General features: G+C 57.8%; 14 protein-coding genes. 6 read left to right on the top strand and 8 right to left on the bottom strand.

Annotation, left to right across the window (positions count from 1 at the left end; all coding sequences use genetic code 11):
- Positions 1–9 precede the first annotated feature (9 nt).
- The 5 genes from ABD903_RS19020 to ABD903_RS19000 all read left to right on the top strand — a co-directional run bounded on the left by ABD903_RS19020 (position 10) and on the right by ABD903_RS19000 (position 4,738).
- The gene (locus ABD903_RS19020; protein WP_345226891.1) at positions 10–1,062 is read left to right on the top strand and encodes a lysylphosphatidylglycerol synthase transmembrane domain-containing protein; all 1,053 of its coding nucleotides are present in this window, start codon (positions 10–12) and stop codon (positions 1,060–1,062) included.
- On the top strand, positions 1,046–1,531 hold the full coding sequence (gene rfaE2, locus ABD903_RS19015) for a D-glycero-beta-D-manno-heptose 1-phosphate adenylyltransferase (protein WP_345226890.1): 486 nt from the start codon (positions 1,046–1,048) through the stop codon (positions 1,529–1,531). The genes ABD903_RS19020 and rfaE2 overlap by 17 nt, the downstream gene beginning before the upstream one ends.
- A 63-nt stretch (positions 1,532–1,594) precedes the next feature.
- Positions 1,595–2,287, top strand: coding sequence for a zinc metallopeptidase (locus ABD903_RS19010; protein WP_345226889.1), 693 nt, complete (start codon positions 1,595–1,597; stop codon positions 2,285–2,287).
- Positions 2,288–2,516: 229 nt separating this feature from the next.
- The gene (locus ABD903_RS19005; RefSeq protein ID WP_345226888.1) at positions 2,517–3,656 is read left to right on the top strand and encodes an acyl-CoA dehydrogenase; all 1,140 of its coding nucleotides are present in this window, start codon (positions 2,517–2,519) and stop codon (positions 3,654–3,656) included.
- 158 nt (positions 3,657–3,814) lie between these two features.
- Entirely contained in the window at positions 3,815–4,738 is a 924-nt protein-coding gene (locus ABD903_RS19000) for a helix-turn-helix domain-containing protein (protein ID WP_345226887.1), read from the top strand.
- 77 nt (positions 4,739–4,815) lie between these two features.
- On the opposite strand, the gene ABD903_RS18995 is transcribed toward ABD903_RS19000, so the two are convergent.
- The 3 genes from ABD903_RS18995 to ABD903_RS18985 are packed head-to-tail and all read right to left on the bottom strand — an operon-like array spanning position 4,816 to position 6,644.
- Positions 4,816–5,589, bottom strand: a complete 774-nt coding sequence (locus ABD903_RS18995; RefSeq protein WP_345226886.1) for a phosphoglycerol geranylgeranyltransferase — start codon at positions 5,587–5,589, stop codon at positions 4,816–4,818.
- On the bottom strand, positions 5,567–6,256 hold the full coding sequence (locus ABD903_RS18990) for a hypothetical protein (protein ID WP_345226885.1): 690 nt from the start codon (positions 6,254–6,256) through the stop codon (positions 5,567–5,569). The genes ABD903_RS18995 and ABD903_RS18990 overlap by 23 nt, the downstream gene beginning before the upstream one ends.
- A gap of 19 nt (positions 6,257–6,275) precedes the next feature.
- Positions 6,276–6,644, bottom strand: a complete 369-nt coding sequence (locus ABD903_RS18985) for a phage holin family protein (protein WP_345226884.1) — start codon at positions 6,642–6,644, stop codon at positions 6,276–6,278.
- A 168-nt stretch (positions 6,645–6,812) separates the two neighbouring features.
- Here ABD903_RS18985 and ABD903_RS18980 point away from each other — a divergent pair, with 168 nt between their 5' ends.
- Positions 6,813–7,952 carry a J domain-containing protein gene (locus ABD903_RS18980; RefSeq protein WP_345226883.1) on the top strand — a complete coding sequence of 380 codons (1,140 nt, stop codon included), beginning with the start codon at positions 6,813–6,815 and terminating at the stop codon, positions 7,950–7,952.
- Positions 7,953–7,965: 13 nt separating this feature from the next.
- Here ABD903_RS18980 and ABD903_RS18975 read toward each other — a convergent pair whose 3' ends face one another.
- The 5 genes from ABD903_RS18975 to ABD903_RS18955 form a co-directional block, all read right to left on the bottom strand.
- Positions 7,966–8,457 (bottom strand): DUF4468 domain-containing protein, encoded by a 492-nt coding sequence (locus tag ABD903_RS18975; RefSeq protein WP_345226882.1) that lies wholly within the window; start codon positions 8,455–8,457, stop codon positions 7,966–7,968.
- A 312-nt stretch (positions 8,458–8,769) separates the two neighbouring features.
- Entirely contained in the window at positions 8,770–9,921 is a 1,152-nt protein-coding gene (chrA, locus tag ABD903_RS18970; RefSeq protein WP_345226881.1) for a chromate efflux transporter, read from the bottom strand.
- 394 nt (positions 9,922–10,315) lie between these two features.
- Complete coding sequence (gene arsB, locus ABD903_RS18965; protein WP_345226880.1) at positions 10,316–11,428, bottom strand: ACR3 family arsenite efflux transporter; 1,113 nt, start codon at positions 11,426–11,428, stop codon at positions 10,316–10,318.
- 87 nt (positions 11,429–11,515) lie between these two features.
- Positions 11,516–12,022: a GNAT family N-acetyltransferase gene (locus ABD903_RS18960; protein ID WP_345226879.1), complete on the bottom strand. Its 507-nt coding sequence runs from the start codon at positions 12,020–12,022 to the stop codon at positions 11,516–11,518.
- 16 nt (positions 12,023–12,038) lie between these two features.
- Positions 12,039–12,812, bottom strand: coding sequence for a metallophosphoesterase family protein (locus ABD903_RS18955; RefSeq protein WP_345226878.1), 774 nt, complete (start codon positions 12,810–12,812; stop codon positions 12,039–12,041).
- Positions 12,813–12,830: the final 18 nt, after the last annotated feature.

Genomic DNA, 12,830 nt, shown 5'->3' with positions numbered 1-12,830 from the left:
AACTGCGCTATGAAAAAGCTCATCGACATTCTCAAATACGCGCTGTTATTGGCCCTGTCGGGACTACTGATGGCGTATGCTATACGGGGCCAGGACTTAAGCAAAATTGGCCAGGCGCTGCGGGAGGCTAATTACTTCTGGATTGGCATCACGGCGTTGGTGTCGGCACTGGGCTACTTCAGCCGGGCTTACCGCTGGAAAATGCAGCTCGACGCTTCCAATCACCGCACTTCCTACTGGAACGTGTACCATGCCATGATGGTGGGTTACCTAGCCAATCTGGTGCTGCCACGCGCTGGCGAAGTTATTCGCTGCTCAGTGCTGCGGCGCATGGGCGGCGTGCCCGTGAATGTGTCGTTAGGAACGGTTATTACCGAGCGGATTATTGACGTGCTGGTGCTCTTTCTGCTGCTGGGTACGGTGCTGTTGCTGGAGTTCGGCAAGTTCTGGGATTTCGTGGCCTCGGCCGTGGCCGACAAAGCCGGCATTATAGAGCAACGCGGAGCGCTACTGCTGAGCATAGGCATAGTGCTGCTGATACTGGGTGTTATTGTGTTGGTACTGGGTATTCGCAATCTGGAGCGGCTGCGTCGTAACCGCTACTTTACGCGGGCAGCGGCTTTTGTAAAGGGCATTCTGGCCGGGGTATTCAGCCTGCGGAAAGTGAAGCGCCAGGGCCTGTTCTGGTTCCACACCTTCTTCACGTGGCTGGTATACTTCCTCATGGATTACCTCGCCTTCTTTGCCTTTGCAGCTACGTTGGGCCTGGGGCTTATGGCGGCCTTATCGGTACTTACGTTTGGGGCGTTTGGCATGGCGGCTCCGGTGCAAGGCGGCATCGGGGTGTTTCACCTCATGGTAAGAAACACGCTGTTAGTGTATGGCTTAACCAAAGAAGCCGCCATTGCTTACGCTTTGGTGGTACACGGCTCCCAAACCATTTTAGTGGTGCTAATGGGCGGCATCAGCTTTGTAGCCAGCGCCATGAAATCGGGCCGTGGGGTTTCCCTGCTAAACCCAGAACCTGCCGAAACGACTGCTTTGCATGCCGACCAAGGATAAAATCGTCAGCCCCGAACAGCTCCGTGAGCAGCTCGCCGCGTGGCGCCGCGAAGGCCGCCGGGTGGTATTTACCAACGGCTGCTTCGATATTTTGCACCTCGGCCACGTCGATTACCTGGAAAAGGCCCGGGCGCTGGGCGATGTGCTGGTGTTGGGACTGAATACCGATGCTTCGGTCAGCCGCCTAAAGCCCGGCCGGCCCCTGCAAGACGAAGTGTCACGTGCGCGGGTGCTGGCCTCTCTTTTGTTTGTAGACGCCGTGGTGCTGTTCGACGAACCCACCCCGCTGGAACTGATTCAACTCGTGCGGCCCGATGTGCTGGTAAAAGGAGACGACTACGCCATCAGCGGAATTGTGGGCCACGAGTTTGTGTTAAATAACGGCGGGCAGGTGCTTACGGTGCCCTTGGTGCAAGGCTACAGCACCACGCGCATCGTCGAGCGCATCACCAAAGGACTGGAGCCGTAAAGGAGGGAGCATGTGCCTCCTCCCCGGATGCCACGCCGCTCACCTTTAAGAACCGCTCAAGACATGGCTTTTAACTCGTTTTACATCCTGCTGATTGGCTTCACTCTGGTAAGCCTGCTCATTCAGTGGCGCCTGCGCAGCAAGTTTTCGCAGTATTCCAAAATCGGGCTGAGCTCCGGCCTGTCGGGCAAGCAAATTGCCGAGCTGATGCTGGCCGACAACAAAATTCACGACGTGCGCGTGGTGTCGGTGGAAGGCCGGTTGTCGGACCACTACAACCCCACGGACCGAACCGTAAACCTCAGCGCCGAGGTGTTTGATGGCCGCTCGGCGGCCGCCGCGGCCGTGGCCGCCCACGAATGCGGCCACGCCGTGCAGCACGCCACGGCCTACAACATGCTGCAGTTCCGCTCGGCCATGGTGCCGGCCTTAAGCGCCGTATCGCGCTTTATGCCGTTTGTTCTGCTGGCTGGGGTGCTGATGATTCGCACCACCATGATTCCGTTGGGCCTGGGCATTGCGCTGTTCTCGCTCACCACACTCTTCAGCTTTGTGACGCTGCCCGTGGAGTTCGATGCTTCCAAGCGTGCCCTGGCCTGGATTGACCAGCGCGGCATTGTAACTACTCAGGAGCACGCCATGGCCAAAGACGCCCTCTGGTGGGCTGCCATGACCTACGTGGTGGCGGCCATCAGCTCCCTGGCCACGTTGCTGTACTACGTAAGCATTTTCATGAGCGGCAACCGCCGCAGCTAAGCGGCGCCGGTTGTTATAGCTCATTGGTAAGCGGTACCCTGGCTGTACAGCCAGGGTACCATTTTTTTCCAACCTACAGGCCGTTACTGGGTTTTACTGTGGTGTTTGCAATGCCGGGCTTCGGCCCGATATCCAACCTCCGGGTTGGAAAGCTGTTGTAGGCATGCCTACTTTTGATGCACCGTTCTCTAGACGGTCTTTCCCGTTCCCTTTCTAATCGATTCCCCGCATGAATTTTCAGTTCACCGAAGAACAACTCGCCGTGCAGGCTGCCGCCCGCGAATTTGCCCAGAACGAGCTGTGGGCTGGCGTTATCGAACGCGACGAGCACCAGAAATTCCCCGCCGAGCAAATCAAGAAAATGGGTGAACTGGGCTTTATGGGTATGATGGTGAGCCCCGAGTACGGTGGTGGCGGCATGGATACCGTGTCGTACGTGCTGGCCATGGAAGAAATTTCCAAGGTCGATGCCTCCTGCTCGGTTATCATGTCGGTGAACAACTCGCTGGTGTGCTGGGGCCTGGAGAAGTACGGCACCGAGGAACAGAAGCAGAAATACCTGCCCCGCCTGTGTTCGGGTGAAATTATTGGTGCCTTCGCTTTGAGCGAGCCTGAAGCCGGTTCCGATGCTACCATGCAGCGTACCACTGCCGAAGACAAAGGCGACTATTACCTGCTGAACGGCACCAAAAACTGGATTACCAACGGCACCACCGCCTCGGTGTATCTGGTGGTAGCCCAAACCAACCCCGAACTCAAGCACCGCGGCATCAACGTGCTGATTGTGGAGAAGGGCATGGATGGCTTTATCCAGGGCCCCAAGGAAAACAAGCTCGGCATCCGCGGCTCCGACACCTGTTCGCTGATGTTTAACGACGTGAAGGTGCCCAAGGAAAACCGCATCGGCGACGATGGCTTCGGCTTTAAATTCGCCATGCAGGTGCTAGCCGGTGGCCGCATTGGCATTGCCGCACAGGCACTGGGTATAGCTTCGGGCGCTTACGAGCTGTCGGTGAAGTACTCGAAGGAGCGGAAGGCGTTTGGGGTGCCCATCTCGCAGCACCAAGCCATTCAGTTCAAGCTGGCCGATATGGCCACCAACATTGACGCGGCGCGTTTGCTATGCCTGCAAGCGGCTCACGACAAGGACGCGCACCAAGACTACGCCAAGTCGGGCGCCATGGCCAAGCTGTTTGCTTCCAAAGTGGCTATGGACACGGCTGTGGAAGCAGTACAAGTTCATGGTGGCTACGGCTTTGTAAAGGAATTCCACGTGGAGCGCATGATGCGCGATGCCAAAATCACCCAGATTTACGAGGGAACTTCTGAGATTCAGAAAATTGTAATCTCGCGGGAAATTCTCAAGTAGATTTCGAATTGCCTTAAAGTCAGAACTCTTGCACAAAACCCAGCCAATTTTTTGGCTGGGTTTTCGTTTTTGTGAATTTTTATATCTTCTTTTGCATTGTCTAGTAGCAGCCGCACCCACGGTTTCCTCAAACAGCCACCCGCCTACCGCACCCAAATATGGAAGATTACAATAAAGTCATCGAATCTTTAGGGGTTCGATATATAAAAGCCAAAAACCTGGTATTGCAGCAGCCTTTTACGGTTCGCAATTCCTACGACGTCGGCAACAATCTGATCCTGTTGCACAAAGGCCGTATTACCTTCGGTGAAGATGAGCAGGTCATTGAAGAAGGTGACATGTTGTTCATCCCGGGCGGCCGTGCTACCCGCGTGACCTACGGCGAGACGGGCGGCAAAGTCATTACCAACGATGACCTGATCAGCAACAAGGACAAGTTCTTTCATTCGAACGATGACTTGGACCTGATTGGTGATGCTGAGGAAAGCCACTCGTTCGTATCGTTTGAGGCCAAGGTGTTCGATTCGGTGAACTTCTTCGCCTCGCTCGACGTGCCAGCGTTCCTCATCAGCGGCAATTCCAAGCTGGCCAACCTCATCATTAAGGTGGTGGAAGAAAGCCTGCAGGAGCTTCCCGGCCGTGAGCGTCTGGTATCCATTTACACGGAGAACATCGTGGTGGAAATCATTCGCTACATCTTGAAGAACAAGATGTTCGTGGAACAGTTGGCCACCAACAGCACGTACTTCAAGGATCCACGCCTGATCGACCTGTTTAACTACATCAAGGAAAATCTAGGCGGCGACCTGTCGAACAAGGTACTGTCGAGCGTAGCCAACGTATCGGAAGACTATGTGGGCCAGTACTTTAAAATGCTGACGGGCATTAACCCGCAGGACTACATCGAGTACCAGCGCATGGAGCGCGCCGTATTCCTGCTGCGCACCACCAAAAAGAGCATCCGCGACATCGGTAAAGAGGTCGGCTACAAAGACACCGCTTACTTCTGTCGCCGGTTTAAAATGATGTTTGGTATTCCGGCTGGTAAGATGCGCCGTCGTGAATCGGCTATGAACATTTAATGGCAAACTAAACCCCAGCAAAAAGCCCCGAGTCGGAAACGGCTCGGGGCTTTTTGCTGGGGTCTAGTTTGCTTCAGCTAATTCAAAAGTGCGCTAGGTACGGCGTTAAAGGTGCGTACCACCCGCGATACTTCGCTCAGGAACGTAGGCTCTTTCTCGATTTGGTTGCCGATTACAATTACGTCGGCACCAGCAGCCAGGGCCGCATGAGCCTTTTCGGAAGTATTGATACCGCCGCCTACGATAATGGGCGTATCGACGACTTGGCGTACGGCCCGAATCATGGCCGGAGCCACGGGGTACATGGCCCCACTGCCGCCGTCGAGGTACATGAGCCGCAGGCCCAACTGTTCGCCGGCCATGGCAGTACAGGCGGCAATAGCGGGCTTATCGTAGGGCAGGGGAGTGGTGCCGCTCATGTAGCTGGCCGTGGTTTGGCGGCCGGTGTCAACGAGCATGTAACCCGTGGGCAATATCTCAAGGGTGCTGTCGCGTAAAAGCGGAGCGGCTACCACATGCTGGCCAATGAGGAAATCGGGGTTACGGCCCGAAATCAACGAGAGCAGCAAAATGGCGTCGGCTTGGCTGTCAATGTGCAAGCTGTTGCTGGGGAACAGCACCACAGGCACATCAGATGCCGATTTCAGCAAACGCAGCAAGGCAGCTTGGTGCTGCGTAGTCACCAAGCTGCCACCCACGAAGAAGTAATCAACGGCATGTGCCGTAGTCAATTCTAAAATACGCCGACAAGCCGCCTCGTCGAGGTTATCAGGATCGAGCAACACGGCCAAAGATTTCTGGCCGCGGTGCCGACGGGCGTACAGGTCGTCATGCAGGCGGGTTAGGCGCATGCGCGTCGTCGTGGTGGATGACAAAGTCGATGTCCTTGGTTTCAGGCTCAGTGGCCGAAGCTGCAAGGTCCGAATTTTTGTTTACATCCATCAAGTCATTCAACTTACGGGTAACCACCGCAATGAGCACCCCCGTTGCCTGACCGATCAGCATCTTGCCCGCGTCGGACTCGGCAAACGCTTTGAGCGTATCCCAAACCAGCGAGTTTTGCGGCTCGGGCTGCCGGTAGCGTTTTTGGGGCTGGTAATGAGCCACCGGCACCACGGCCGAGGCCTGGCCACCCGCATCGAAAGCGGGAAAAGGGTCGGAGTCAGCCGCGGCGTGGTATACGTCGGGGGCTAACTGAGCGCGCGGGTGTTCCCCGCCGCCGAAGCCGTAATCATCGGCCTGCGGTGCTAAACGGGGTTTGCGCTGCCCTTTTTTGCCTTTCTTCAGCTTAGCGGGCTGGTACTCATACTCGTCGTCATCATCGGAGCTACGCAGCACTTTGCTGACCAGCCAGAAGCCGCCCAGCAAGGCAGCTCCAATGGCCACGTATTTGCTCACGCGGGCTGTTTGGCCCTTGATGTGGTCGACGTCGCCCAGCAGGGCGCGTTCGTATTCCAGCTTCTGGCGTTCCAGAAACTCCCGTTCGTCGTCGAACAGCGGGTTATGCAATTCGCTCATAGCGCAGCTGTTGAGGTGGTTATTGGCGCTTGTCCGATTTATAGATGGTGTCGTCCAGCATTTTGTCGGCTAGGCCTTGGTAAAGCTTTTTCCCTACGCCCACCACAAAAATGATGAGCAGCAGCAAATAAACGCCCGCCACAATGCCGAAGCCCCAGTAGTGGCTGTCGAGGGCGCTGTTAAGAGCCAGGCCCGCGAAGATGCTCAGGAAAATTAGGAACAGCAGCCCCAGTAGGGCCAGCGTGATGCCTTGCGCCGCGCCCACGAAGGCGGTTTTCACTTTCTGCTGGACCTCGAGGCGAATTAGATCGATGCGCGTGTCGAGGTAGCCCATCAGATTGCTCATCAGGGAGTCGTTGCGGGGCGTTTTGTCGTCGTCGGTAGCCATACGGCGGCAGATTCGGTTAGGTGAGAAGGACGGGCGGAGGCAAAGAAAAGCAAGCGGATCGGTCGAACTTCAACCGCCGGAGCGGAGTTGTACTGACCGAGGCATTCATACGGAAAAGCAGACCGCGCGTCTGAACTTGCCGTACTTTTACCTTCTTCCCGAGCCCCCGTGAGTCAAACCCTCTACCAGGTGCTGGGCGTGGCTCCGTCGGCTACGCTGGCCGATATAAAGCAGGCTTACAAGCAATTAGCCTTGCGGTATCATCCCGACCGTAACGGGGGAAGTACGCGCTACGAGGAGCAATTTAAAATAGTAGCTGCCGCATATAGAGTGCTGGCCGATGCCGGCCGGCGGGCTGCTTATGACCATCAGTTGCGCACGGCCGCGTTGCGGGGTGAGGAGCAACGACGCGCCCAAGCCTACCGGCCGCAGGCCCAGCACGTGTACGGCGTACCCATGCCACCGCCTGCGCCACTGCGCACCCGGCGCCCGGCAGCGTCGGCCGAGCGGCATTACGTACGCCGCGGCAAAGCCCGCTTTACCCGCCGCGACTACCAACTGGTGGCGGTGGTGATGCTGGGTATGCTGGTTTTCGGGTTCAGCTTGAAATGGGTGATGGACCGCGTTACTGCCGCCAACAACTACCGCGACGGCCTGCGGGCATACACGCAGCGTGAGTGGAGCACCGCCCATAGCTACTTATCCGATGCGCTGTATGTAAAGCCCGACCACGTGAAAGCCTTGCGGCGGCGGGCCGAGATAGAGCAGTTGGTGCTCCGCAATTACCAGCAGGCCCGCACCGATTACGTAGCCGCCCTGGCTCATACCACCGACAACCGGGTTGCCGCCCAGCTTCTGTACCGTATTGGGCAGTGCGAAGCCGCGCAGGGCAAACCGAAAGTGGCTATCCAGAGCTTTTCACGGGCCTTAGTGCTTGATACCGCCCTGAGCAATGCCTGGCTGGCACGGGGCGAGGTCTGGCTTTTTGAGCACCGCCGGTTTCCCACCGCGGTTCACGACCTGAGCGTAGGGTTGCGGCAGCGGTCGGCACAGCAGGCGCCATCGGCAAAATGGTTAACCTACCGCGGGCTGGCGTTTTTCAAGATGGGCGAATACTCCAGCGCCCTCGCCGATTACCAGCAGGTGCTGCTAATGCAACCGTATAGCGGCCAGATTCATTTTTTGCTGGGCCGGGTGGCGCAAAAGCAGGGACGCAAACGAGAGGCCTGCGAGTTTTTTCGGCGGGGAGAAAAGCTGGGCTACCTGCCCGCCGAGCAGGCCCGCCGCACCAGCGGCTGCGGCGGTTAACGCACAAAGCGGGCTACCAACGGCGGGGTGCAGTACGCAGGGCCGTATCGAGATTAGCTGCCACATCGGCGAAGTACGAGTGGTCATCCAGGAACGTCATGTCGAACGCTTTGGCATTCAGGCCTGCCGTAGCCGGGATGTAGCTTTCCAGGGGTTCTTCCAACTTGGACCTAGGCGTGGTAAAGTCCGTCAGCTCGTACCGAGCGCGCCCTTCCTTGGTTTCGATGGTAACGGTGCACGAACTGGGAGTGCCGTCTTTGGCCAAAGTAACACGGCCTTTGATGCGGCCGGCGTACGGGGTTTCGGCTAGCTCGATTTTGGCCAGCTGGCGCTTGTTGGTGATGAGCCACTCTTTGGCCCGGCGGTAGAGCTCGGCTTGGGTGGCACCGGGTACCTCCACCACAGCGGCATACGTAATCTTGCCCGAGACCGAATCGACGGGGAAGTTCTCAATGCCCCGGTAGTGATACTTCTGCGCTGAGGCGTGCAGCGACAGATAGAACACAAGAATAAAAGTACAAAACCACTTCATCGCTGAAAATTAGTAAAACGGAATGGCAGCATAACAATCGGAGCTGTTAATATTAGATAATTTGGTAGGGTCAGGTTTGTGAAAAGCCCCGGTTGTGCTCATAAACACGACTCTAACTCGTTGCGGTCTAGATAAGCTTGCTGGCATCAGCTCAGGTTCGTACCGTCTAAGGCCGAGGTAACCGTTGAGCTTATAAATACGAATGTCTTGAAATAATTAAAATTTAAACTAGTTAATAACCGTGCTTGTAAAAGGAGGGTCCTAAATGGTAAGGCCATTACAGGCTTAAAACAATGTGAGTAGATAGCCCAGCAGTGCTCCACCCACCACCACGAAAGCGCTATTGATTTTAGGGTAGGCAAGCGAAACTCCGAGGCTGAGCGCCGCAATAAGCAACGTGAGCCAGTCGGTAAGAGCCATGCGGGTCATGGCCACCAACACGGCCACTATTAAGGCCACCGAGGCGACGTTTACGCTGTCCAGAAACGCTGAAAAAAGCTGCGACTTGCGCAGGCGTGGCAGCAGCGGGTTCAGCAGCCACACAAAGACGAAGGAGGGCAAAAAGATGCCCACCGTGGCGGCCAGCGCCCCGCCCCAGCCACCGAGCTGCCAGCCCACAAAGGTCGCCGTCGACAGCACCGGGCCGGGAGTAAACTGCCCCACGGCCACGGCGTCGAGCAGTTGCTGGCGGCTGAGCCAACCGGGTGCCACCAACTCGCCTTCCAGGTACGCAAACAGCACGTAGCCACTGCCGTAAAGCGTAGCCCCTACCTTCAGAAAGCTCCAGAAAACACCGCTAATGGACAAGCCCGTGTTAACAAGCGGCCCGGCTAGAATGCTGGCGAAGGGCATCACGCTCAGCGTTTGGCGGAGCTTGGGCGGTTGGCGTAAGGTGTGCAATACCAAGCCAGCCATGCCCGCGCCCAGCAGGGCTACTATCTCGTGCACACCCAGTAGGGCCGCTAGTAGTGTAGCCGCGCCTATCCCGGCCAAGAGCTCCGACTTTACCGCTTTGCGCCCCAGGGTGTAAGCGGCCCCCGCTATGATGGCAATAACGGCAGGAGCAATACCGTACACGAATGGAGCAACCTGCGGCAACTGCCCATAGCGCTGATACAGCCAGGCAAATACCCCCGTAATAATCACGGAGGGAAGAATGAAGGCCAGTCCCGCTACCACCAGCCCTGCACCTCCGGCCCGCTCGTGGCCGCAATGCATGGTCATTTCGGTGGAGTTCGGACCCGGAATAAGGTTTGTGGCGCCAATCAGGTCCAGAAAGTGCTCGGCGCTCATCCACTGGCGCTTGCGTACCACCTCCTCCTCCATGAGGGCAATGTGCGCGGCTGGCCCCCCGAACGACAACGCCCCGAGCCGGAAGAACACCGCTGCAACTTCCCGCAGGCGCGCTGGGGTAGCTTTGGTTGGCAATTCGCTCATACTGCCCATCGGTTAAGCTGCGGTTCAGAAGCCCACCGCTGGCCAAACGCAATTAACACAACACGGCAGAATCCCAGTGTAAGCAGACCCGTCTCATGGAATCGTCGGGCTGCGTGGGACTTGGTTGATAAGATTATTGGTTGGCCTGCTGCCGAGTGAAAAGCGAAGCGCATCATCAGCCTAAGCAGCGAGTTAGTAGCGTTGGTGGGAATGAGCGGTTTGGAGAGCATAAGCAAGAGCGTAAACCTGCCATGAACCATAAGTGTAGCCTGAGGGCGGCAAAATAGTGCGGGTTTAACCGCTGAACGTGGTTTGCGCCTGCTTACCGATGCCACGAAAACGCACCGGAGCTTACGCTTGCTGAGGGTATCCGCAGGCAAAAGCTAGCACCGGTTTAGCTGGGTGAATCCGCTGAGCTAGTGGCCTGCGCCGGGTAATACTTGCGGCGAAACCAAAAGGCCACATTTACCAGCGCAATAAGGGCCGGTACTTCAATCAGCGGGCCGATGACGCCCGCAAAGGCCTGCCCCGAATTCAAGCCGAATACGCCTATGGCTACCGCAATGGCCAGCTCGAAGTTGTTGCCGGTGGCCGTAAAGGCAATGCTGGTATTCTCGGCGTAGCTCGCGCCCAGGTACTTGCCGGCCACAAAGCTCACGACGAACATGATTCCGAAGTACAGCGCCAGCGGCAGCGCAATGCGCAGCACGTCCAGCGGAATGCGCACTATTAACTCGCCCTTCAGGCTGAACATCAGGACAATGGTAAGCAATAGCGCAACGAGCGTAACGGGGCTGATGGCGGGCAAGAACACCTGCTCATACCACGCGTCGCCCTTGAGGCGGCGCAGTACCAGCCGCGAGAGGAAGCCGGCCGCAAACGGAATGCCCAGGTACACCAGCACGCTTTGAGCAATATCACCGATGCCAATGTTTACGGCGTAGCCTTTCAGGCCGAAGTAAGGCGGCAGCACGGTGATGAACAACCACGCGAGCAGGCTGTAAAACAACACCTGAAAGATGGAGTTCAGAGCCACCAGGCCAGCGGCGTACTGCCGGTCGCCGTCGGCTAAATCGTTCCATACCAGCACCATGGCAATGCAGCGGGCAATGCCAATGAGAATCAGGCCCACCATGTAATCGGGCTTGTCGGGCAGCAGCCAGATGGCCAGCAAGAACATCAGCAAGGGCCCCACCACCCAGTTCAGAAACAGGGAGAGGCCGATGATGCGCGTGTTTTGAAAAACCCGGCCGAGCTGCTCGTACTTCACCTTGGCCAGCGGCGGGTACATCATCAGAATAAGCCCCAAGGCCAGCGGCACGTTAACTGTGCCTACGGAAAAGTAGTTGATGCCTTGCTCGATGCCGGGCACCAGATAGCCCAGGGCCACACCCAGGGCCATGGCCAGAAAAATCCACAAGGTGAGGCCCCGGTCGAGCCCCGAAAGCTTTTTGCGGGCCACCGCTTCGGCCGCGGGGGCCGCTACTGGAATCGAGGGCGCTTTCATATAGATAGAGACGGGGCGGTAAGGGCAACCTGGCGCGAATGAAGCCCAAGCGGCAAGGTTAACGAAGCCAATAGCCGGGAAACCAGACTACTGGTCGGTGTTGGGTACGCCCACGCGGGCACTGCGGCGTTCCAGCAGCAGGGTGTCGCGCCAGCGGCCGGCCATTTGTCCTATTCGTTCACGCCGACCCACCTGCCGGAAGCCCAGTGCCTCATGCAACCGCACGCTGGCTTCGTTTTCGGGGAATATGCCGGCCTGCAGCGTCCACATACCGTAGTCCTCCGACTCGGCGACGAGGGCAGCTAGTAACTGCCGACCCACGCCCTGGCCGCGCGCCGCGCCGGCCACGTACACGCTCACCTCGGCTACGCCACCGTACACGCACCGGCCCGATACCGGCGACAAAGCCGCCCAACCCAGTGCCTGGCCCGCGTCGTTCAGGGCCACCAATCGGCTGTGGGGCAAGTGGTCGGCGTCCCACTTTTCCCAGCTGGGAGCCTGGGTGGTAAACGTGGCATTACCGGTGGCAATGCCCTCCTCGTAAATAGCACGCACCTCGGGCCAGTGCGCGGCAGTAAGGGGTTGCAGTTTCATGAAAGTAGAAAAGCAGTTAGTAGGCTTGGCGCAGCATGGCGGCGTATTCGTTGGGCAGGGGCGAGGCCTCCACGGCCCGGGCGGCTTTTTCCACGTCGTAAGCCACGCGTACCAGTTCCGAGCGTACTCCATGCGGGTCGGTTAGCGTGGTGTTTTCGTCGAGGTACAGCAGTTGGTAGGCCGCACGCGGGTCGCCGTCCTTGGGTTTGCCCACCGAGCCGATGTTCAGGGCGTGGCGGTAACGGGTTGCGCCCTCGTGCTGGTAGGCGAAGGTGCGGTGGTAAGGCTTGTGCGTGTGGCCGAAAAGCAGAATATCGGCGCTGGCGTCCTCCAATATGCGCAGGAAACTGGCTTCGAGGCGGTCCTCAAACAGGTACTCGTTGATCTTGCGGGGCGAGCCGTGCACCATCAGCAAACTCAGGCTGGTGGGTTCCTCCTGAAAGTCCAGGCGCATGTGCTTGGGCAGGTAACGCAGGTAGCGCCGCTCGTCGGGGCCTATTACTTCGTTGGTAAAGGCAATGCTCTGCGCGCCCAGGTCCTTTTCGGTATCCGATTTGTACGCGCAGCCGCAGTTGGCGCTGGCCAGCCCAATGCCCTGATCGTAATTACCGGCCAGAGTGGGAATGCCGCGGCGGCGCACTTCGTTCACTACTTCGTTCGGCCAGGGTGCGTAGCCCACCAAATCGCCCAGGCAGAAAATCAGGTCGGGGCGGCGCTGCTCCATATCAGCCAGCACCGCTTCCAGGGCCGGCAGGTTGCCGTGCACGTCGGAGAAAAAGGCAATTGTCATTCGGTGGAAGGCAACAGT

Source organism: Hymenobacter koreensis, assembly GCF_039541855.1.
GTDB classification, from domain to species: domain Bacteria; phylum Bacteroidota; class Bacteroidia; order Cytophagales; family Hymenobacteraceae; genus Solirubrum; species Solirubrum koreensis.
This window is presented reverse-complemented; position numbering and strand designations above follow the sequence as displayed.